Here is a 20,627-nt window from a genome sequence, read left to right on the forward strand (position 1 = left end):
TAAACAAGGAGAATGTCATGTTAGGAATTACCTACGATGCAAAAATAGCAACTCAGACAGTAATTGAAGTTTCTCAACTCAATCATTATTTTGGTGAAGGTGCTTTAAAAAAACAAGTTCTATTTGATATTAATTTACAGATTAAATCTGGAGAGATTGTAATTATGACAGGTCCTTCTGGTTCAGGTAAAACCACTCTCTTATCCTTAATGGGTGGTTTACGTTCTGCACAAGAAGGCAGCTTGCAAATACTCAACCAAGAGGTTTGTGGTGCTAGCAAGAGAGTCTTAACCAAAATGCGCAGACAAATAGGCTACATTTTCCAGGCTCATAATTTAATGAGCTTTTTAACTGCAAAAGAGAATGTAAAAATGTCCTTAGAACTGCACCCTGAGTATTTAAATCAAGACATTAATACCAAAGCCATAGCAATGTTAGAGCAAGTTGGACTAGGCGATCGAGTCAACTACTATCCAGAAAGTTTATCAGGAGGACAAAAGCAAAGAGTTGCGATCGCTCGTGCATTGGTCAGTCATCCCAAAATAGTACTAGCGGACGAACCAACTGCTTCCCTAGATAAACAATCAGGAAGGGATGTGGTGGAACTAATGCAAAAGCTGGCTAAAGAACAGGGTTGCACGATTTTACTAGTTACCCATGACAATCGGATTTTAGATATAGCAGATCGAATCATTTATATGGAAGATGGTCAACTGCGTTGATATAGATCCATTACCACCAAACTGCTGTACCATATATAGTGTAGGGCTTAAAAAAATTCGTCAATAAATTAGGGGAGGTATTTATGAAAATTTGGATCAATGAGCAGATCGATCCCTCGGGGATGATTCATGCTTGTATAGCTTGTTGTGATGAAGACCAGGCTAAAGAATGTCATAACTCCTTTAGCCATGGCTTAACGGAAGGACAAAAAGCTGCTGGTTGGATAGCAAAGTTACGCACGGTAGAAACCTGGGACGAAGTACCAGTTAATGCTTTAAAACTGAATTAGGTGGAGTTGAGATAGTTTTGCCTGAACTTGATGATGATTATGGGAAGGTTGATTTTTGAGCAGTCTTCAGAGTTATGATCATAGACAATTAAAAAACAAAATTGCAAAAACTGATTAAATGTGGTCAACTCTCTAAGTGTTCGCACTTCCGATCCCAGCTATCCTATTAATTTAGTTGGCAAAACAGGACAAGCTGTGTACATTTCCATTCATAACCCCAGTCAATATATCTGTGCCAACTGCGAACAGATATTGCCAGATTGGAAACAACAACAATTCTTATGGGTGATAGTTGTATTACAACAATCAAAATATCCACTGGTAGAAATGACTGGGGAAATAGAAACAGAAAAAGAAAAATTGCGGGAAAAGTTTATCAGGTTCGGTTGTGACGTGGCTTTCAATTTACGAGATCAAGGTTATACTACCGATTTAATTGATCCCCGCACGGGTTATCCCTTACTTTCCCATCCGGGTCTGATTCCCCATGATGACACTGCAGTTGCTAAAGCATTGCTAAATTATCCCGTAATTAAAAATAAATGCTGTGTCTTAGTTCATCCCCAGTGGGGTACCGCTGTTTATCCCAGCGTTTTACTTTCTAGTGCGCCACCAGAAGTAATCCTATCGGCCATTAAATCTATTGCTCCCTTACATGGTTGGATGGAAGTTGATAATTAATGAACTACCTCACCTCTAAATACCCCTAAATATGTTTTGGACGTCTTAACTGTCGGGAATTCATCGGAGCTAAAACTTGGTTTAAACCCCGTAATTGTTCCGCCGTACCCATACAAATCAGGGTATCTCCGGATATTAATATTGTATCCCCCGTCGGTCCCCCAATCAAGTTTCCATCACTCCGCCGAATTGCTAATACTAGAGCACCAGTTTGCGATCGCAATTTTGCCTTTTGTAGAGTCTGTCCTAGGAATGGACAATCACCATCCAGTAAAAATTCTTCCATGTATAACTGTCTGTCCGTCCCCGAAAGTATACCATCAACAAAATCTAGTACCTGGGGTCTTAACGCCGCTGCTGCCATCCTTTTACCTCCAGTAATGTATGGTGAAATTACTGTGTCAGCTCCCCCACGTTGTAGTTTTTGTAAAGACTCCTCCGTACTCGCTCGGGCGATCGCCCTAATTTTGGGGTTAAGGGTTTTTGCTGATAATACGGTATATAAATTTTCAGCATCAGAGGGTAAGGCCGCCACAATACAAACAGCACGTTGTATACTTACCTTCGACAAGGTGTCATCCAGGGTAGCATCACCTTGATAGACCATATAACCCTGGGACTCCGCCTCTTGTACGGATTCCATATTAGAATCAACCACCACAAAGGACACGGACTCGGCCTGAAATTCTTTAGCAATTTGTCTACCGGTACGACTAAAACCACAGATAATGTAGTGACCTATTAATGATTCCATTAAACGCCTTTGTTGTCGAACTTTAATGCCTTGTTGAAAATAGCCTTCAATTATTGCCTGTGTAAATCTATTAACTATGTAACCAATATTAACTACACCCATCAATATCAAGGCAATAGTAAATAAACGCCCCCGACTACCTAAAGGATTGGTTTCCCCATATCCCACAGTGGCCAAGGTAATGACGGTCATATAAGCAGCATCCTCCCATGACCACCCTTCTACTAAACAATACCAACAAGTACCAACAAGGAACACCAAAACTAGAGCCAAAGCACCAGCCATTAGCTCCTGCTGAATCCGTTTATATTTGTCTTCCAGGGTAGAGTACACAGTTAATCAGAAATTAAAAACCAAAGATCCAATCAAAAATCTGAAAATTCACCAAACTTTTACCGACCCTTTACAATAATATAGAAGATAGTGGATAATTTTGAAATCTTCCGGAAAAACTGGCAAATAGAGTATTTACAATTAAAAATTTATTGGAGGTGCGGTAGTGAGTATCCAAAGTTTAGTTGAACAGCCGATGATCCGCCCAAATATGTCAGGTATGAATGTATTTAGTGTGGATAATTTTAACCAAGTAGTGATGTCCACCTACGGACGTTTTCCCATTGCCCTGGAACGGGGTGCTGGTTGTAGAGTTTGGGATACCCAGGGTAAGGAATATCTTGACTTTGTTGCTGGTATAGCTACTTGTACTTTAGGACACGCCCACCCGGCTATGGTAGAAGCAGTAACCCACCAGATTCAAAAGCTACACCATGTTTCCAATCTCTATTATATTCCAGAACAGGGGGAACTGGCTAAATGGATTGTAGATCATTCCTGTGCTGACCGGGTGTTTTTCTGCAATTCTGGAGCGGAAGCCAATGAAGCGGCCATTAAACTTGCCCGGAAATATGCTCACAAGATTCTAGACATTGCCCACCCCATTATTTTAACTGCTCATGCTAGTTTTCATGGTCGAACCCTAGCTACTGTCACAGCTACGGGACAACCCAAATATCAGAAAAACTTTGATCCCCTAGTTCCCGGGTTCCATTATATTAAATACAATGATATCAAAGAAGTAGAAGCAGCAGTCAGTGAGTTAGATGAAGGCAATTATCGGGTTTGTGCAATTTTAATTGAGCCATTACAGGGCGAAGGAGGGGTTCGTCCCGGTGACAAGGAGTATTTCCAAAGATTAAGGGAAATTTGTGATGAAACGGGCATTTTATTGATTTTCGATGAAGTCCAAATAGGAATGGGACGCAGCGGTAAATTATGGGGTTATGAACATTTAGGTGTGGAACCGGATATTTTTACCAGTGCCAAGGGGTTAGGTGGAGGTATTCCCATTGGGGCCATGATGAGCAAGAAATTTTGTGACATCTTTGAACCCGGGGAACATGCGAGCACATTTGGTGGTAATCCTTTTGCTTGCGGTGTAGCTTTGACGGTTTGCCAGACCTTGGAAAGGGAAAATATTTTAGAGAATGTTCAGGAGCAGGGGGCCCATTTACGGGAAGGACTAAAAATGATTGCCCGCAAATATCCTCGCCATATTTCCCAGGTACGCGGTTGGGGACTAATTAATGGTATGGAAATTAAGGAAGATAGTCCCTTAACCGCATCGGATGTGGTCAGAGCTGCTATGGAAGAAGGGTTGTTACTAGTACCAGCTGGTCCCAAGGTAGTCCGGTTTGTACCTCCCCTAATTGTTACAGATACTGATATCAATCAGGCATTACAGTGTGTAGAAAAGTGCATGGCGAGAATTAGCGATAGACTCATGTGAGCTAAAGGGTGAGTGGGTCACGACTCAGTCCCCCTCTCCTCCCTTCCACACAATATCCTTACTTGGATTGGGATTTGGTAACTTTAAGGAAACTAAACCAGCTCCCAACACAAAAATCATTGATGTCCACAAACAACCCACTAAGCCAAATAACTGATAGACTAACCCGGATAATACTGTTCCCGCTAAACGACCACCAGAATTAGCCATGTAATAAAAACCAACGTTTAAAGCTACTTTGTCATCATCGGTAAATGCCAAAACTAGGTAGGAGTGAACCGCAGAATTAAAGGCAAATACCACACCAAATAACATTAGTCCGCTAATCATAACTATATTAGCAGGCATCCCGCTTTGAAGAGCTAATGCTATAATACAAGGAATAGCTGTCAAGGTAAATGTCCAAAATTGAATATTTTTGGCTGTTGGTGCCCGACCGGAACCAAATTTCTTCATTAAATTGGGAGCGAAAAATTGTACAATTCCATAGCCAATCACCCAGGTTGCTAAGAATCCACCTACTTGATAAAAAGACCAACCCAAAACTTCACGTAAAAATACCGGTAAACCAACTACAAACCAAACATCACGGGAGCCAAACAAAAAGAATCTAGCTGCGGATAAAATGTTGATCTCTTCACTTTTAGAAAATAGCTGACTGAATTTAACTTTCTTTTTAATTTTCCCCATCCCTTTGGGTAATAATAATCCTGTGAACATAATCAAAAATAGTGCGCCAGCCATAATTAAGAGAGCATTGACAAAGCCAAATAATGATAACAAAGCACTACCAACAAAAAAACCAATTCCTTTTAAGGCATTTTTAGAACCGGTTAAAATTGCCACCCATTTGAATAGGGAAGATTGAGCATCTTGAGGAACCACTAAACGAATAGCACTTTTGGAGCTCATCTTAGTTAAATCCTTGGCAATGCCAGAAAATGCCTGGGCCACCATCACATAAAGAACTGCTAACCACTGGACCCAATCTGCATTTAACCAAGACAACATTAACAAAGAAAAAACTTGTAAACCTATACCACTATAAAGAGTAACTTTCAGACCTAATTGGGATCCCACCCATCCACCTAAAAAATTAGTAACGATGCCAAATATCTCATAAAACAGAAATAAAAAGGCAATTTGTAAGGGGGTGTAACCAATTTGATTAAAGTATAACAAAACTAGCATTCTCAATGCGCCGTCTGTAATAGTAAAACCCCAATAGGCTAGGGTAACTACGGCATAATTTCTCAAATTTGCACCTGAATCAGCACTATGGTTCATATATTTTTGTTGTATTACTGATGCCAACTTAAAGCTACTTTTCGAGCTAATTCAGCCATCCGATTAGCATAACCCCATTCATTGTCATACCAAGCCAAGATTTTCACTTGGGTTTCATTGACAACCATTGTGGAAAGTGCATCAATAATGGAAGAGCGAGGATCATCTTTATAATCAATGGAAACTAGGGGACGTTCCTCATAACCCAAAATTCCTTTTAATGGTTCTTGTGCAGAAGCTGCTTTTAATAAAGCATTAATTTCTCCTATGGTGGTTGGGCGCACTACCTCAAACACACAATCAGTGAGGGAAGCATTCAATAAGGGTACACGCACAGCTAAACCATTTAACTTGCCATTTAATTCGGGATAAATTAGTCCAATAGCTGTAGCTGAACCGGTGGAAGTGGGAATCAATGACATACCAGTAGCTCTAGCACGACGCAAGTCTTTATGGGGTGCGTCAACTATGGTTTGGGTGTTAGTATGATCATGAATTGTGGTAATAATTCCATGCTTAATTCCTATACCTTCATGAATGACTTTCACCACTGGTGCTAAACAGTTAGTGGTACAAGAAGCAGCTGTTAAAATATGATCTTCTTGAGGTTTATAAAGATGATCATTTACCCCCATTACAATATTTAAGGCTCCCCCTTTTACGGGTGCAGCAACAATTACTTTACCCACTCCTCTTTGAAAGTAGGGACTGAGAGTTTCTAGGGTTCTAAATTTTCCTGAGCATTCTAACACAATGTCCACGGCAAATTCTTCCCAGGGGACTTCCCCAGGTTGGGAATATTCACTAAAGGTGAGGGATTTATCACCAATAAGGATTCGGTCTTTTCCCGTTCCTACCTCATTTTGCCAACGTCCATGTACGGAATCAAATTTGAGTAAATGAGCTGCTGCTTCCACACCACCTTTGAGTTCATTTATATGCACAAATTCTATTTCTGACCAATCCCAACCAGCACGCAATACTAAACGTCCTATACGCCCAAAACCATTAATTCCTACCCGGATTTTCATGTTAAAACTCCTTCCGTTTACGCAATAATTGCCCAATAGTTAAATCCAATTCTGACTTACCCCCAAATACCGTTCCAGCTTTACCGTTGTGCAAATGCACATAGCCAATTTTGTATGCTTCCTCCGGTAAAGGTACGGATCCAACTAAATTAACTATTGCTGGTGCTTTTTTTAAGTAAAAGTCCACAAACTTATAAATTTCCGCCCGCTTTTCACCTGACCACAAATTCACATAAATAAATAGGGGTCTGGATAAGGGTTGATACCTGGATTTCCCTACTGTTTCCTGGGATGGTAAAACCGGTCCCTTTTTGTTATCAATGGCTACCAGTTTTAATTTGTCTTGATTCTTTTCGTAGTATGCATAGCCAAAATAGCCTAAAGCCTTAATATCTTTATTAACTCCTTTAACTAACACATTGTCATCTTCACTGGCTGTGTAATCATTACGACTGGCTTTTTCTCTGCCAATAATGGCCTCGACAAAATAATCATAAGTGCCAGAATCCCTACCTGGTCCGTATAATTTTAATGGATGGTCTGGCCAGGAAGCACGTATTTGATTCCACTTGGTAATTTTTCCCTCGGATTGGGGTTCCCATGTCTTTTTCAATTCATCAACTGTCATATCCTCAACCCAGTTATTTTGGGGATTCACTACAACAGTTAAAGCATCAAATGCAATAGGTATTTCTATATATCTGACACCATTCTTATTACACTCTGCCATTTCCTTGGCAGAAATCGGTCGGGAAGCATTATTTATGTCCGTTTCATTACTACAGAATTTTTTAAACCCTCCCCCCGTACCAGAAACACTTACTTCTACTGAACTGGAATTTTTCCCATCCTTGGTAAACTCTTTAACTATAGCCTGGGTAATCGGATATACAGTGCTGGATCCATCTATATTTATTTTACGTGCTATCTGAGAGTTAACATCTTTTGTTGCTTCTACTGAATTGTTTTTGCTCACATCAGCGGTGCAACTGGTGGCCAATGTTAACATTCCCACTGTGATCAATAATCTTACTGCGGTTGCTTTCACTGGTTTATCCTAAATATGGTTCTACTGGATAGTATGTATTCATCATTTCAAAAAAAATTGATATGTCAATTATGTAAAGGGGAAAATATACAAAAATTAACCATAACAATTTAATATTCCCCATTTCCCTTTCAGGTTAAGATGTCAAATCCTCCAGTTCAGGCAAATCATTAGGCGCACCACATGCGGAAATGTTACCAGTAAAGTTCACATCTGCCATCAATTCGGGATGCTCTTGTTTACGCTGGGCTATTTGTTCACGGGTAAGAATTTTGGACTGGTCAAATCCTAGTTCAATTTCGGTGCTTAAACCTTTATATTTGACCCGTTTGAGATTGTAAAAACGTTTGTTTAGGGTGGTTTTTACAAAAGCTCCTAAACAGCCTAAAAGATATTTACGCTTAAAGGAATCCTTCACAAACCAATATTCAAAGGTCTTGCGGAGGTAAAAGCGGGCATAGTTCTTAAGCACTCCTTTGAGAACATCTTCTCGCTCCATAGCATCCGGTTTCATGATGGGAGTGACGAAGTTATATTGGGAATAATCTCGAACTTCCACACGGTCTCCCAAATCCTGAAATAATTCAGAAAATGGCCAGGGGGTAAACATGTTCCAGTTTACCATGTCAGCTTTCCAGTCCAAAGCCATTTTATAGGTTTCTTCAATGGTTTCTGGGGTTTCGTTTTCCAGTCCCATAATAAACTGGGCTTCAGCAACCATGCCATTTTGCTGTAATAATTGAATTGCCCGTTTATTTTGTTCAATTGTGGTTTCTTTGCGGAACAGATTTAACTTTAATTGTGCAGCAGCTTCCGTACCCAAGGAAACATGAACTAAGCCAGCTTGACGGTAAAGAGGTAAATCTGCTTCGTCTCTCAATATGTCTGTAACTCTGGTGTTGATTCCCCAGTGCACACCTAAATTTCTGGCTATTAACTCATGACATAAATCTAGAAATTTTGGTTTGTTAATAGTTGGTTCTTCATCGGCTAAAATGAAAAATCCTACCTGATATTTTTTTACCAAAAGTTCAATTTGGTCCACGAATTTTTTAGGACTACTAGAACGATATTTCCGCCAGAATGCCCACTGGGAACAAAAACGGCAAGTAAATGGACAACCTCTGGCATAGTTGGGAACAGCTACTCGCACGTTCAAAGGAGTGTAGATATATTTACTCCAATCTAATAAGTCCCAATCTGGGGTCAGGGTATCTAAATCACTAATGGGTGGATGTGCTGGAGTGGCTACTACCTCCCCATTTTCTAAAAAGGCAATTCCTAAGATATGACGACGGTCTTTTTCATCACTACCTTGAGCGATCGCCTGTACTAAATTAACTGTAATTTCTTCTCCTTCTCCACGGATAATATAATCTACCCAGGGAGCTTCCTGGAGAACTTCGTTGTACATATAGGTGGGGTGAACTCCACCCATAATTGTTTTGGCTTGGGGAAGGACTTGTTTAACAATTTGTAGGGTGGTTTGTGACTGATAAATCATGGGTGTAATGGCTGTTGCCAATACAATATCTGGCTGATAATCTCGAATGATTTGTGCTAGAGCATCATCAGTGATATAGTCGGTCATGGCATCCACAAACTGAATGTTAGTAAACCCGGCATTTTTTAATGCTCCTCCTACATAGGGAACCCAACTAGGTGGCCAATTACCCGCAATTTCCGCACCACCAGAATGGTAATTGGGTTGAATCATCATGATCCGCATAATTTACCTCTTAATCTTTCTCGATTTGAAGACAGGATTTACGCATCATCCACGGAAAATTTCGCTATTTCAGACCCAATATAGGGTGGCTATATTCGGCTTTTAATTATTTTTTAAAAACTTTGTTCTGGGAATTTGCTTGTAGGGCACAAAATCAAAAAATGTTATGGTTTATGGTTAAAGGTGATGTTTGGGAGGCGCTCTGGTTCATCCCCTATCATAAGTCTACACCTAGAAACTTTCCTCTATGAATAAACTTTGCTAAGATTTAATGTTCAATTTACTTTTTTCTGGGAACGGTTCATGCTTAATTAATGCTAATGCGAAGCAAAACCTATAAGTATCGTCTATTTATTTACTCATTTACTCACAAAAGGAGGTAAGGGGTAAAACGGGGGAGTTGACCCGAATATCTTGTAAATACTGTTCTAAGATCTGAAATTGACCCAAATTTAAACTATAGTATATCCAACGTCCTTCTTGGCGATTTACGACCAGACTTGTCTGTTTAAGAATCTTTAGATGAAAAGAAAGTTTAGACTGACTAATACCTAAAGCATTACATAAGTCACACACACAGAGTTCTCGATGGCGCAACAGCTCTATCACAGCAATCCTAATAGGATCGGACAAAGCATGAAAAGTCTGGGCCATGAGATAAGAGGTTGTGTGCAAAGAGGTGGGCATGGATTTCTCCAATATTCAAGCCACCATCCTAGCATCTTTAAGCTAGTATTTCATCGTCAACAGAAAAATCTATTTCCCCTTGAGCTGCACCACTGGTTAAATAGTCATTTTGAAAGGAATCTTGCAAACCGGAAATTAAATCGTACTGGGGTTGCCAATTTAATTCTGTAATTGCTCTATTCACAGATGCAAAAAAGTGCTGTGCCCTCATGGGAAAAGCCTTACGCTTACCAAAATCAAACTTTTTAGGGTCATAATGGACAATTTTCACACTGTCACCAGACTTACCAGCAGCAATAGCACAAGCACGAGCTAAACCATCAAAAGTCACAAAGCGATCGCCTGAAACATTATAAATCTTACCAATGGCTGTTTCGTTACCAATTACCTGTAACATTGCCTGGGCTAAATCTTTAACATGACCTAGTTGGGTAATATGTAAACCATTACCTGGAATGGGAATGGGGCGATCGCGCACTATGCGGTCAAAGAACCAACTTTCCAGGGGATTATAATTTTTGGGTCCGTAAATATAAGTGGGACGAATGGAAGTAAAAGCAATTCCTAACTGTTGTAAGAAGGACTCAGTCTCATGTTTACCGCGATGACGACTTTTAGGATCAACAGTATCTCCTTCTACATGGGGCAATTGATCAGATTTAAGATACACTCCAGCTGAACTCATATAAACAAAGTGTTTAACCCTTCCCTGAAACATTTCCGCCACAGGTTGAGTATCAGTAAGTTCCCGACCATTATTGTCAAAAATGACATCAAAACTCTCCTGGGATAACTTAGACAACTGACTAGGATCCGTGCGATCGCCAATAATTTGACCCACATCGTTTGGTGCAGGATTATTGCCACGATTAAACAATACTACTTCGTGTCCAGCCTTAACTAGTAATTGAGTTAAATAAACACCAATGAACCGAGTTCCACCAATAACCAGAATACGCATAAAATCACCATATCTGACAAACTTGAGGAGAAAAAATCGCCTGTGAATTGAGAGTATCACAGAGAATGACCCAATGGGTAATCACTTGCCAACTTTCACTGACTATTGCTATGCTATGGAAACAGAATAATCAGGTGAGAATCCCGACTTTAAGTCACCTCTATACTGATAAGTGACCTCTAAGGAGTCCAGTAAAAATTATTCTGTCTAGTAAAGACGGCGAGAATCAAGCCGCAGATAAGTAAAAGTGCGCGAAGAATTTATCTTCATGCATTGGTTGATACGCCGTTCAATAATGTTATTCGTAATGGGGCTAATCACCGTGTCCACAACTAAAAAATATGCTATGGTTCACGAGTGGCTAACACCCAAAGCTACTGGGGGTTCAGAACTGGTAGTCCAGGAAATATTAAATCTAATTGATGCTGATTTATATGCCTTAATAGATTTTGAATCAAGTAATCCTGAAAGCTATCTTTATAAGCGTCGAATTGGCACGACTTTTTTACAACGCTGGCCATTTGCTCATCAAGGTGTACAAAAGTATCTGCCTTTATTACCGCTAGCTATAGAGCAACTAGACTTGCGAGAATATGAAATTATTTTGTCATCATCCCATGCAGTAGCTAAAGGGATTTTAACCACTCCCAACCAATTACACATTTGTTATTGTCATAGTCCCATGCGTTATGCTTGGGACCTAACCTTTGATTACTTAGCTCAGAGCAAGGTCGGTAAAGGAGTTTTGGGATGGGTAACTAAATATCTACTACATGGATTGAGACAGTGGGACGTGGTCAGTGCTAACCGAGTGGATTACTTCATTGCCAACTCTCAACACACTGCCAAAAGAATTTGGCGGTGCTATCGTCGTCAAGCCAAAGTCATCTATCCACCAGTTAACACTGAAAACTGCCCGTTTAGTTCGCAAAAAGAAGATTTCTACCTGATAGTTAGCCGATTAGTTAGCTATAAACAAGTATCTTTAATTGTTCAGGCCTTTAATCAACTACAACGCCCACTAGTCGTCATTGGCACTGGTCCCCAAAGGAAACATCTACAGGCGATCGCCCGTCCCCATATTCAGATCTTGGGATGGCAATCAGAAACAGTAGTGAAATCATACATGGCACGTGCAAAAGCTTTTGTATATGCAGCTTGTGAGGATTTTGGTATTGCTTTAGTTGAGGCCCAAGCTTGTGGTACTCCAGTAATTGCATACGGTGCAGGGGGAGCTTTGGAAACAGTTAGGGATATTCGTACTTGTATTAAAACCGGAACAGGTATATTCTTTAAACAGCAAACCATAGCGTCTTTAGTGGAGGCCGTGCAAAACTTTGAAACCTATGAGGACCTGTTCAAACATGAGTATCTGAGATCCCACGCGGAAGGATTTTCTTCCCAGGTTTTTGCTAATGATTATCTAGATTTTCTAGATTCTTGTCAAAAGCAACACCACTCATAAAATCATATCCGCAACTCGTGCAGTTATTTTTCCAATTTTCAAGAATGTTTTTGAGAATTGTCTCGGAAATAAGTGTCTTTTAGCTTTAAGATCGGGACTGTGTGTGGTGTGGATTATTAAGGAGTATAATGACTGCCCAGAGCTCACTCCTCTCCGATAAGCGTTACCCGCGTAAAGATGCCAATACTTCGACGCATACTTCTAAAAAACGCGGTCAAAAACCTCAACCTCCCAGGATTAAACCTAGGGGCTTGAACTTTGAGGGTTTAAACGGAGAGTTTACCAAACGATTGTTTGATATCACTTTTTCACTATTGGTTTTGATCCTGTTTTTCCCTGTCTATATAGTTCTGGCTTTACTGATTGCTCTCAGTTCTGAAGGCCCTATATTCTACCTTCAAGAACGAGTTGGAAAAAATTATCGTGTCTTTAATTGCATCAAGTTTCGTACTATGGTGACAAATGCAGATGAAATACTGGCACAGATGATGGAAACTTGTCCAGAAATGCGTGATGAGTTTAACAGCACTTTTAAACTTAAAGATGATCCTCGTATTACCAAAGTTGGTCATTTCTTGAGAATTACTAGTCTGGATGAATTTCCTCAATTTTGGAACGTATTAAAGGGAGATATGAGCGTAGTTGGTCCCCGTCCCCTAGTAGTTAAGGAACTGCAAAAATACGGGTCTCACATTGATCAGGTTTTAACTATCCGTCCGGGAATAACCGGATTGTGGCAAGTCTCCGGGCGTAATGACATACCTTATCCTAAAAGAGTACAAATAGATCTACACTATGTTAGATCTAGGAGCTTTTTACTGGATCTATGGATTATTCTCAAAACTATTAATATAGTCATTATTCCCAAGAACAACGGAGCATACTAAGAAACTTTCGGTTATTTAACCTGATTCAGTGGGTTTTTTCCCACTTACTAATCAGGTTGAACTAGTTGAAATGGTAAGAAACTAACCACCTACATGGTATTCTGGCTAATACTATAACTTTAAAAGGAAAAGTTTGGCGTGAATCAAATCAAAAAAGCTTTAATCACTGGTATTACTGGTCAAGACGGTTCATACTTGAGTGAATTTTTGTTAGAAAAAGGTTATGAAGTTCATGGCATAATTCGTCGCACCTCCACATTTAACACGGATCGTATTGATCACATTTACGAAGATCCCCATCAACAAGGTGCAAGGTTCTTCTTGCACTATGGTGATCTAACCGATGGCACTACCCTACGTCGAATTTTGGAAGAGGTAAAACCGGTTGAAATCTATAACTTAGGTGCCCAGTCCCATGTGAGGGTTAGCTTTGATTCCCCAGAATATACGGTTGATTCCGTAGCTATGGGAACCCTACGTCTCTTAGAAGCTGTTCGTGACTACCAAAATCGCACGGGGATTCAAGTTCGTTTCTATCAAGCTGGTTCTTCAGAAATGTATGGTCTAGTACAGGCTGTGCCTCAAAGTGAAACTACACCCTTTTATCCCCGTAGTCCCTACGCCTGCGCTAAAGTTTATGCCCACTGGCAAACTATCAACTATCGAGAATCCTATGGCTTATTTGCCTGTAATGGTATTTTATTTAATCACGAATCTCCCAGACGTGGGGAAACCTTTGTAACTCGCAAAATCACTAGAGCTGTATCCCGTATTGTAGCTGGTAAGCAAAACAAATTATATATGGGCAATTTAGATGCCAAACGGGATTGGGGATATGCTAAAGATTATGTGCGAGCTATGTGGTTAATGTTACAAAAAGAACAGCCAGATGATTATGTAATTGCTACTGGTGAAACCCACTCAGTGAGGGAATTTTTAGATTTGGCATTTAGTTATGTGAATCTCAAGTGGGAGGATTATGTTGAATTTGATCAACGGTATTTAAGACCAGCAGAAGTAGACCTATTAATTGGTGATTCCACCAAAGCTAGACAAAAATTGTCTTGGCAACCCTCAGTCACCTTTGAGGAGTTGGTAGCTTTGATGGTAGAAGCAGATTTACAGGCATTAGGACTAAACTCTCCCCATAGCAGTAGTCTGCAAATTCCCCGGGATATGGCAATTATTCGTCATGAGATCGGTGCTCTACATTTTTAAGTGGGCGGATAGTCAAAACCCCCCAGGGGTCTCCAGGAGGAAAGAAACATGAATGAATTAGAATTACAAAGCAAACGTATTCTGGTAACAGGTGGAGCGGGTTTTCTAGGTCGCCAGGTAGTAGCTCAATTATGTCAAGCTGGAGCTAATCCAGAAAAAATCACAGTCACACGCTCCCGTGATTGTGATCTAAGAGTTTGGGAAAATTGTCAGCGCGCAGCTAACCAACAGGATATTATCATTCACCTAGCTGCTCATGTGGGTGGAATTGGTTTGAATCGAGAAAAACCAGCTGAGTTATTTTATGACAACTTAATCATGGGAACCCAGTTGATCCATGCAGCTTATCAAGCAGGTGTGGAAAAGTTTGTCTGTGTGGGAACTATTTGCGCTTACCCTAAATTTACCCCAGTTCCATTTCAAGAGGAAGATCTTTGGAATGGTTATCCCGAAGAAACTAATGCTCCCTATGGGATTGCTAAAAAAGCTCTTTTGGTTCAGCTCCAGTCCTATCGTCAGCAATATGGTTTTAATGGTATTTACTTACTACCCGTAAATCTCTATGGACCTGAAGACAATTTTGACCCTAGAAGTTCTCATGTGATTCCCGCTTTGATTCGCAAGGTTTACGAAGCCCAAGTTCAGGGGGAAAAACAACTGTTGGTTTGGGGTGATGGTTCCCCCACCCGGGAATTTCTCTACTCCACAGATGCAGCACTGGGTATTGTTATGGGAACCCAGTTTTATCACGAACCTGATCCCATTAATTTGGGTACGGGTTATGAAATCTCCATTAGGGATCTGATTAATCTTATTTGTGACTTAATGGACTATGAGGGAGAAATAGTTTGGCAAACTGATAAACCTAATGGACAACCAAGACGCTGTTTAGATACTCGAAAAGCTAAGGAAGCTTTTGGTTTTACCGCTCAAGTGGGCTTTGAGGAAGGATTGAAAAATACCATCCAATGGTATAGGGCTAAAAGCTGAAAATGCAAACTAATGTCAGCAAGAAACAACTGCGTCACCAAATATTGGCAACTCGTCAATCCATGACTTTACAAGAATGGCAACTCAAGAGCGATCGCATTTGTAGTATAATAGAGGCCTCACCTTTATTTACCCGAGCCAAAACAATTCTCGCCTACTTGAGTTTCCGTCAGGAACCGGATCTGAGTTCACTGTTTAGTCAGTCTATGAATTCCCAACGTCGTTGGGGTTTCCCCCGCTGTGTTGGCAAATCTCTTGTTTGGCACTTATGGCAACCAGACACCATTCTAACCATCAGCAATTATGGCATTGCTGAACCAGATCCCCGTTCTCCTAGCATAGAATCCACGGAAGCTGACCTCATCCTGGTTCCCAGTGTGGCCTGCGACCACCGGGGATACCGTCTGGGATATGGTGGTGGTTACTATGACCGATTTTTGAGTTCCCCCACCATATCCCACATACCCACTAGAGGGGTAGTTTTTGATTTTGCCTACCTACCAGAAATACCCTGGATTGATCCTTGGGACCAACCATTGGGAGGGGTTTTCACTGATCACCAGGGTTCTTAAAGAACCTGTAATCGGAGCGGCGGGATTCGAACCCACGACCTCCACTACCCCAAAGTGGCGCGCTACCAAGCTGCGCTACGCCCCGTTAATCGAATTAAATCACTTTCCCTAATATATCAAAGGTGGGAAAAAAAAGCAAGGGTTTTTCAAAAAACTTTCAGGTTTGCCACCGCCTTGACCAACTCTTGGACAGCATGGGCACTTAAGTATCCTTGAACAGATCTTCCACTAGTCAGGATAAATCGCATGCTGTACAAATGGGCATACCCTTCTACTTCCATCCACACTAGATCGGTTTCAGCTTCACAGGTAATTTTTTCTTCATCCATGAGTTCTGATGTCAAAACCCTGATGGTGTCCACTAGTTGGGTTAGTAGATGGCAAAAATGTTCCAGCTCCGGTTCGGTTAGTTCAACAGCCCAATCATCACTTCCCACCAAACCCTTAAATTGGCTAGAGTCTGGTTTCCAACCTATTTGCCAACCAGCTCCCCGTTTAACTACCTTTTGCATTTTCCGTGGTATTACAGCCAATCGCTAGGTAACTCACCAATAATTTCTGGCTGAGTTAACTCGTCTGACATTTCAATGATTGCTCTAAGCACCGGTTTCATAATACTGTCTTCGTTATTCTCAAAGTCCTCATAACGGCGACGTTTAGCACGATTAGCCACCTGCACAGTGATCCGATAACGATTTGATGCGGCGTTAATCAAATCCTCTGAGCGCTGCATAATTTGAGATTGGGTGGTCTCGAACCTGGAACGTTTGAGCATACTGGTTTTGGGTTGAATTTTTGACGTTCAATTTACTTACTCACCAATATTAGCACAGTTATCAAAAAACGACTAAACCCACAAGATAATTGTTGGATAATTTTAATGAATTTTTTGAACACCTGTGATACCCTATTTGTGTTACAATCCTTACTTGAACCCAGGAAAAGATCATGAACGAGCTAACAAAGTCCGATCTCAGGGAACGCTTAGGCAACATAGATCAGATCCGCGATATACTAATTGGACCTCATTTGAGAGAGTATAATAACCGTCTAGAACAGCTGGAACGTGGTTTGGCATCGGTTCAGTACGAATTACGCAGTCGAGGTGAGGAAACCCGTCAAGCAATCTTAGTGGAGTTAAACGCTACTGCTGATCTACTAGAAAAAAAGATTCGCAATCTAATTATTAAGGATGAGGAGGAGAAATTTAATCTCAATCAGCAAATAGATAATATTAACAAGCGCATTCTCACAGCCACCCAGGAACTACAAGATTCCCTAACGTCTGAATTAGACGAACTAGCGGAAAATGCTGATAAACGGTTTAAATCAATACAGACAAAAGACGAGGAGGAAAAGCTAGAAATTCGTCAGCAGCTTGAGCTAGTGAACAAAAGGCTGGGGGGTAGTATTGAAACAGTGAAGGAAACATTTCAACAGCAGACTAAAACCTTGCAGGAAAATTTGCAGGCCACTCGGAATAAGTTACAGGATGAAATCACCGAGCTACGTGTTCAAACCATTGAGGAGTTGGAAAGGTACTCCTCTATATTAACTCAAGAGAAAGTTTCTAAGGATGATATGGCGGAATTGCTGTTTGAGCTGGGTCTAAGACTCCAAGGAAAGGAATTTGTTCCCGAGCTGCAGCAGGTTGCCAATTTGACAGAAGAGCTGCAAACAATTATAACTGAGTCCCCAGACCAATCTGTAACGCACTTGATACCTGAAAATCCCCCAGAAGTAACGTCAGAATCAAAACCCACGGTTTCTAATTCTTCCCCACGCGCTAAGGTAGAAGGTTCTACTCCCCGTCGGACTAGAACCAGTCGTCTTAAGGGAGGCTAGCATCAGAGATTGTTTAGCCGGTTTTCATTTTTAAAAACAATTCCTCGTACTGGTTTATACTTTCTAAGGATAAGGGTTTTAAGAACTCGCATTTTTCTAGTAATTCCTGCTCAATTGCGAGTAGGTTTTGTATGGAATCACTTATACCCTGAACCTTAGAAGTATTGATAAAAGTAGGGGTGTTGGTTTTACCCAACATCACAATTTGTCCAGCAATGTCTGGTTGCCAACAAAAGTCAATCCATTGTGATATTAAATTATCTGTTTCCTCAGTCATTAGTGTATTTGCTGGTTGCACCCATAAATCTGCCCAAATTGCTGTTCCTGACTGGGGTATAACTGCTCTCAATTGGGGATAACGACTTAAAATAGGGATAATGTCATTTGACCAACCTACTGCTAACCATGTGTCTCCAGTAATTAGGGGTTCTAGATAGTTAGTGGAGTCATAGAATTTCACCTGCTGATTTAAACTCTCCAGTTCTATGTTTAAGTTGGAAATTTTTACTGGATTTACCGTGTTGTAAGATCTGCCCAGTTTCTTTAAAACCAATCCAATCACCTCCCTGGGGTGATTGGGTAGAGAAATACGAGAGCGCAAATCACTTCGCCATAGATCACCCCAATCTCGTGGTTGCCAATTAAATTTCTGTAACTGTTTTTGATTATATACAAGCACCGTATTTCCCCAACGATAAGGTGCCCCCCATACTTCACCTTGAGAATCCCAATTACCCTGATCATCCCGTTTCACCAACTGCTGCCATTTTTCCTGTAAGGATGACCATTGTTTACTTTTTTTTATTGGTAAGGGTCGAATTAATTTCTGCTCAATAGCTGGTTTTAACCAATAGTCTCCCAAGGTTACTAGGTCACAATGGGGTGATTTTTTCCCCCCTGGACTCTTATCTGTTGTCTCTCGCCAAGTTTGTAACTGTTCAAACAAATCATATATCTGATTTTTTGGTACAAAACTTAGTTTGACATTCGGGAGTGTTTTATCTGATTGTAATTTTTTGTTAAATTGATTGACCACATAGCCTGGTATAGAACCCTTTAAAAGCAATACCTGGAATTCTGATTGATTTTTACCGTTACATCCTATGAGTGTTTGACCAAGCAGAATTCCACCCACATTAAATAGAAAATTCCTTCGTTTCATTTTGTTTCCCCAATTCCTGACCCCATTTTTGCATACCACTACCAATAGGATATCAACAGTTGAATTGTTGAATAATTGCGTCAGCAAATTCAGAGCATTTTAGTGGTTCCACTGGAGGTTCCATTAGCCGTGCTAGGTCATAAGTGACTTTACCATCAGCTATGGAAGCACCTAGCCCTCTTTTAATTAAATCCGCTGCTTCTTGCCATCCCATGTATTCTAGCATCATTACACCTGATAGGATAACAGAACCAGGATTAATTTTGTCTAATCCTGCATGTTTTGGTGCTGTGCCATGGGTAGCTTCGAAAATGGCACAGGAGTCTCCAATGTTTGCTCCTGGACCCATTCCTAAACCACCGACAATGGCCGCAGCAGCATCGGATAAATAATCTCCGTTTAAGTTCATGGTGGCTAAAATAGAATACTCATCTGGCCGGGTCTGAATCTGCTGGAAAATACTGTCAGCAATCCGATCATTTACCATGACTTTATCTTTCCATTGCCCATCCCCGTGGGTAGACCATATTGAATTGATTACTGTTTCTACTTCCTTGACAATTTGTGCTTTTTTTTCTGGTGTCAAATTGTCAAATCCTGGGTCAATCATTCTGGCATTTTCTTCCAGGGAAATTTGGGGATTTTTCTCCTTATTGCCTAAAATCCATGATTCCCTTTCTGTGACACACTCTGCACGAAATTCCTGGGTTGCTAACTCATAACCCCAATCTCTAAACGCTCCCTCGGTGTATTTCATTATATTCCCTTTATGCACCAAGGTTACCTGTTGTTTTTCCTTGGGTAGTTGTAAAGCATGCTTTAGGGCACGTCTCACTAGTCTTTGGGAACCACTCCTACTAATCGGTTTGATTCCTATTCCCGCATCCAGGGGAATCTGTTTTTTGCCATGCTCTGGTGTCGCTGGTATGAGATCTTTGTTCAGGATGCTGATCAATCGCTCTCCTATTTCACTACCTTGTTTCCATTCTATCCCCAAGTAAATATCTTCTGTATTTTCCCTATAAACAATTACATCTAGTTTATCTGGGCTTTTATGGGGAGAAGGAGTTCCCGCATAGTAACGACAGGGACGCACACAGGCATATAAATCAAATATTTGACGCAATGCCACGTTCAATGAACGAATTCCACCACCTACGGGGGTAGTTAGCGGACCTTTAATGGCAATACCATATTCCTTAATGGCTGTAAGAGTATCCTGGGGTAAGTACTGGTAGGTTCCATATAAATCGCATGCTTCATCTCCAGCATAGACCTTGAACCAACTAATCTTTCTTTTTTCATTGTAAGCCCTAGCCACTGCTGCATCTAGCACTTTCTCCGTAGCTGGCCAAATATCTATACCTGTTCCATCACCGCGAATAAAAGGGACAATGGGATTATCCGGAACTATGGGTTCCCCGTTCTGGAAGGTGATTTTTTCGCCGGTTGGGGGAGGGGTAATCTTTTCGTACATGGTTAACACATTCCAAAATAAAGAAACAAGCGCTG

At 40.8% G+C, this 20,627-nt stretch carries 21 protein-coding genes and 1 tRNA gene; 10 read left to right on the plus strand and 12 right to left on the minus strand.

Annotation, left to right across the window (positions count from 1 at the left end):
* Window positions 1–17: 17 nt before the first annotated feature.
* The 3 genes from IAR63_RS16710 to IAR63_RS16720 all read left to right on the plus strand — a co-directional run bounded on the left by IAR63_RS16710 (window position 18) and on the right by IAR63_RS16720 (window position 1,693).
* Window positions 18–722 (plus strand): DevA family ABC transporter ATP-binding protein, encoded by a 705-nt coding sequence (locus IAR63_RS16710; RefSeq protein ID WP_187706045.1) that lies wholly within the window; start codon window positions 18–20, stop codon window positions 720–722.
* Window positions 723–805: 83 nt separating this feature from the next.
* Window positions 806–1,012, plus strand: coding sequence for a hypothetical protein (locus IAR63_RS16715; protein WP_061546072.1), 207 nt, complete (start codon window positions 806–808; stop codon window positions 1,010–1,012).
* Between the two features lie 120 nt (window positions 1,013–1,132).
* Complete coding sequence (locus IAR63_RS16720; protein WP_187706046.1) at window positions 1,133–1,693, plus strand: methylmalonic aciduria and homocystinuria type D protein; 561 nt, start codon at window positions 1,133–1,135, stop codon at window positions 1,691–1,693.
* Between the two features lie 25 nt (window positions 1,694–1,718).
* Here the strand turns inward: IAR63_RS16720 and IAR63_RS16725 are convergent, their stop codons facing one another.
* Window positions 1,719–2,780 carry a potassium channel family protein gene (locus tag IAR63_RS16725; protein ID WP_328701200.1) on the minus strand — a complete coding sequence of 354 codons (1,062 nt, stop codon included), beginning with the start codon at window positions 2,778–2,780 and terminating at the stop codon, window positions 1,719–1,721.
* Between the two features lie 211 nt (window positions 2,781–2,991).
* Between IAR63_RS16725 and IAR63_RS16730 the strand changes: the two genes are divergently transcribed.
* Complete coding sequence (locus IAR63_RS16730; protein WP_235678304.1) at window positions 2,992–4,233, plus strand: aspartate aminotransferase family protein; 1,242 nt, start codon at window positions 2,992–2,994, stop codon at window positions 4,231–4,233.
* Window positions 4,234–4,257: 24 nt separating this feature from the next.
* Here IAR63_RS16730 and arsJ read toward each other — a convergent pair whose 3' ends face one another.
* The 6 genes from arsJ to IAR63_RS16760 all read right to left on the minus strand — a co-directional run bounded on the left by arsJ (window position 4,258) and on the right by IAR63_RS16760 (window position 10,976).
* Window positions 4,258–5,520, minus strand: coding sequence for an organoarsenical effux MFS transporter ArsJ (gene arsJ / locus IAR63_RS16735; protein ID WP_187706048.1), 1,263 nt, complete (start codon window positions 5,518–5,520; stop codon window positions 4,258–4,260).
* Between the two features lie 14 nt (window positions 5,521–5,534).
* The gene (locus IAR63_RS16740; RefSeq protein ID WP_187706049.1) at window positions 5,535–6,551 is read right to left on the minus strand and encodes an ArsJ-associated glyceraldehyde-3-phosphate dehydrogenase; all 1,017 of its coding nucleotides are present in this window, start codon (window positions 6,549–6,551) and stop codon (window positions 5,535–5,537) included.
* Window position 6,552: 1 nt separating this feature from the next.
* Entirely contained in the window at window positions 6,553–7,599 is a 1,047-nt protein-coding gene (locus IAR63_RS16745; RefSeq protein WP_187706050.1) for a PstS family phosphate ABC transporter substrate-binding protein, read from the minus strand.
* Between the two features lie 136 nt (window positions 7,600–7,735).
* Window positions 7,736–9,328: a magnesium-protoporphyrin IX monomethyl ester anaerobic oxidative cyclase gene (gene bchE, locus IAR63_RS16750; RefSeq protein ID WP_187706051.1), complete on the minus strand. Its 1,593-nt coding sequence runs from the start codon at window positions 9,326–9,328 to the stop codon at window positions 7,736–7,738.
* A 363-nt stretch (window positions 9,329–9,691) separates the two neighbouring features.
* Window positions 9,692–10,015 (minus strand): ArsR/SmtB family transcription factor, encoded by a 324-nt coding sequence (locus IAR63_RS16755; RefSeq protein WP_187706052.1) that lies wholly within the window; start codon window positions 10,013–10,015, stop codon window positions 9,692–9,694.
* 37 nt (window positions 10,016–10,052) lie between these two features.
* Window positions 10,053–10,976, minus strand: a complete 924-nt coding sequence (locus tag IAR63_RS16760) for an NAD-dependent epimerase/dehydratase family protein (RefSeq protein WP_187706053.1) — start codon at window positions 10,974–10,976, stop codon at window positions 10,053–10,055.
* A gap of 307 nt (window positions 10,977–11,283) precedes the next feature.
* Between IAR63_RS16760 and IAR63_RS16765 the strand changes: the two genes are divergently transcribed.
* The 5 genes from IAR63_RS16765 to IAR63_RS16785 all read left to right on the plus strand — a co-directional run bounded on the left by IAR63_RS16765 (window position 11,284) and on the right by IAR63_RS16785 (window position 16,108).
* The gene (locus tag IAR63_RS16765; protein ID WP_187707503.1) at window positions 11,284–12,441 is read left to right on the plus strand and encodes a glycosyltransferase; all 1,158 of its coding nucleotides are present in this window, start codon (window positions 11,284–11,286) and stop codon (window positions 12,439–12,441) included.
* Window positions 12,442–12,569: 128 nt separating this feature from the next.
* Window positions 12,570–13,328, plus strand: a complete 759-nt coding sequence (locus IAR63_RS16770; RefSeq protein ID WP_006276646.1) for an undecaprenyl-phosphate galactose phosphotransferase family protein — start codon at window positions 12,570–12,572, stop codon at window positions 13,326–13,328.
* Window positions 13,329–13,466: 138 nt separating this feature from the next.
* Window positions 13,467–14,546 (plus strand): GDP-mannose 4,6-dehydratase, encoded by a 1,080-nt coding sequence (gene gmd / locus IAR63_RS16775; protein WP_187706054.1) that lies wholly within the window; start codon window positions 13,467–13,469, stop codon window positions 14,544–14,546.
* 48 nt (window positions 14,547–14,594) lie between these two features.
* A complete protein-coding gene (locus tag IAR63_RS16780; protein WP_187706055.1) occupies window positions 14,595–15,536 on the plus strand; it encodes a GDP-L-fucose synthase family protein in 942 nt (313 codons plus the stop codon).
* 2 nt (window positions 15,537–15,538) lie between these two features.
* On the plus strand, window positions 15,539–16,108 hold the full coding sequence (locus IAR63_RS16785) for a 5-formyltetrahydrofolate cyclo-ligase (RefSeq protein WP_187706056.1): 570 nt from the start codon (window positions 15,539–15,541) through the stop codon (window positions 16,106–16,108).
* An 11-nt stretch (window positions 16,109–16,119) separates the two neighbouring features.
* Here the strand turns inward: IAR63_RS16785 and IAR63_RS16790 are convergent.
* The 3 genes from IAR63_RS16790 to IAR63_RS16800 all read right to left on the minus strand — a co-directional run bounded on the left by IAR63_RS16790 (window position 16,120) and on the right by IAR63_RS16800 (window position 16,883).
* A tRNA-Pro gene (locus IAR63_RS16790) sits at window positions 16,120–16,193 on the minus strand.
* Window positions 16,194–16,254: 61 nt separating this feature from the next.
* Complete coding sequence (locus tag IAR63_RS16795) at window positions 16,255–16,620, minus strand: DUF1818 family protein (RefSeq protein WP_096546402.1); 366 nt, start codon at window positions 16,618–16,620, stop codon at window positions 16,255–16,257.
* Between the two features lie 11 nt (window positions 16,621–16,631).
* Window positions 16,632–16,883, minus strand: a complete 252-nt coding sequence (locus IAR63_RS16800) for a DNA-directed RNA polymerase subunit omega (RefSeq protein ID WP_096546400.1) — start codon at window positions 16,881–16,883, stop codon at window positions 16,632–16,634.
* A gap of 173 nt (window positions 16,884–17,056) precedes the next feature.
* On the opposite strand from IAR63_RS16800, the gene IAR63_RS16805 reads away from it, so the two are divergent.
* Complete coding sequence (locus IAR63_RS16805; RefSeq protein ID WP_187706057.1) at window positions 17,057–17,953, plus strand: hypothetical protein; 897 nt, start codon at window positions 17,057–17,059, stop codon at window positions 17,951–17,953.
* Between the two features lie 13 nt (window positions 17,954–17,966).
* Here IAR63_RS16805 and IAR63_RS16810 read toward each other — a convergent pair whose 3' ends face one another.
* Window positions 17,967–19,115 (minus strand): extracellular solute-binding protein, encoded by a 1,149-nt coding sequence (locus tag IAR63_RS16810; RefSeq protein ID WP_187706058.1) that lies wholly within the window; start codon window positions 19,113–19,115, stop codon window positions 17,967–17,969.
* A 52-nt stretch (window positions 19,116–19,167) separates the two neighbouring features.
* Window positions 19,168–20,592 carry an NADP-dependent isocitrate dehydrogenase gene (locus IAR63_RS16815; RefSeq protein ID WP_187706059.1) on the minus strand — a complete coding sequence of 475 codons (1,425 nt, stop codon included), beginning with the start codon at window positions 20,590–20,592 and terminating at the stop codon, window positions 19,168–19,170.
* Window positions 20,593–20,627: the final 35 nt, after the last annotated feature.

It is taken from the genome of Cylindrospermopsis curvispora GIHE-G1, from assembly GCF_014489415.1.
GTDB lineage: Bacteria > Cyanobacteriota > Cyanobacteriia > Cyanobacteriales > Nostocaceae > Raphidiopsis > Raphidiopsis curvispora_A.

Excerpts from the sequence above, each read along its gene's own strand:
- IAR63_RS16800 (WP_096546400.1), bottom strand. The coding sequence starts at position 16,883 with ATGCTCAAACGTTCCAGGTTCGAGACCACCCAATCTCAAATTATGCAG.
- IAR63_RS16770 (WP_006276646.1), top strand. The coding sequence starts at position 12,570 with ATGACTGCCCAGAGCTCACTCCTCTCCGATAAGCGTTACCCGCGTAAA.
- IAR63_RS16765 (WP_187707503.1), top strand. The coding sequence starts at position 11,284 with ATGGGGCTAATCACCGTGTCCACAACTAAAAAATATGCTATGGTTCAC.
- IAR63_RS16710 (WP_187706045.1), top strand. The coding sequence starts at position 18 with ATGTTAGGAATTACCTACGATGCAAAAATAGCAACTCAGACAGTAATT.
- IAR63_RS16785 (WP_187706056.1), top strand. The coding sequence starts at position 15,539 with ATGCAAACTAATGTCAGCAAGAAACAACTGCGTCACCAAATATTGGCA.
- IAR63_RS16795 (WP_096546402.1), bottom strand. The coding sequence starts at position 16,620 with ATGCAAAAGGTAGTTAAACGGGGAGCTGGTTGGCAAATAGGTTGGAAA.
- IAR63_RS16755 (WP_187706052.1), bottom strand. The coding sequence starts at position 10,015 with ATGCCCACCTCTTTGCACACAACCTCTTATCTCATGGCCCAGACTTTT.
- IAR63_RS16730 (WP_235678304.1), top strand. The coding sequence starts at position 2,992 with ATGTCAGGTATGAATGTATTTAGTGTGGATAATTTTAACCAAGTAGTG.
- IAR63_RS16815 (WP_187706059.1), bottom strand. The coding sequence starts at position 20,592 with ATGTACGAAAAGATTACCCCTCCCCCAACCGGCGAAAAAATCACCTTC.
- arsJ (WP_187706048.1), bottom strand. The coding sequence starts at position 5,520 with ATGAACCATAGTGCTGATTCAGGTGCAAATTTGAGAAATTATGCCGTA.
- IAR63_RS16740 (WP_187706049.1), bottom strand. The coding sequence starts at position 6,551 with ATGAAAATCCGGGTAGGAATTAATGGTTTTGGGCGTATAGGACGTTTA.
- IAR63_RS16760 (WP_187706053.1), bottom strand. The coding sequence starts at position 10,976 with ATGCGTATTCTGGTTATTGGTGGAACTCGGTTCATTGGTGTTTATTTA.
- IAR63_RS16810 (WP_187706058.1), bottom strand. The coding sequence starts at position 19,115 with ATGAAACGAAGGAATTTTCTATTTAATGTGGGTGGAATTCTGCTTGGT.
- bchE (WP_187706051.1), bottom strand. The coding sequence starts at position 9,328 with ATGCGGATCATGATGATTCAACCCAATTACCATTCTGGTGGTGCGGAA.
- IAR63_RS16805 (WP_187706057.1), top strand. The coding sequence starts at position 17,057 with ATGAACGAGCTAACAAAGTCCGATCTCAGGGAACGCTTAGGCAACATA.
- IAR63_RS16780 (WP_187706055.1), top strand. The coding sequence starts at position 14,595 with ATGAATGAATTAGAATTACAAAGCAAACGTATTCTGGTAACAGGTGGA.
- IAR63_RS16715 (WP_061546072.1), top strand. The coding sequence starts at position 806 with ATGAAAATTTGGATCAATGAGCAGATCGATCCCTCGGGGATGATTCAT.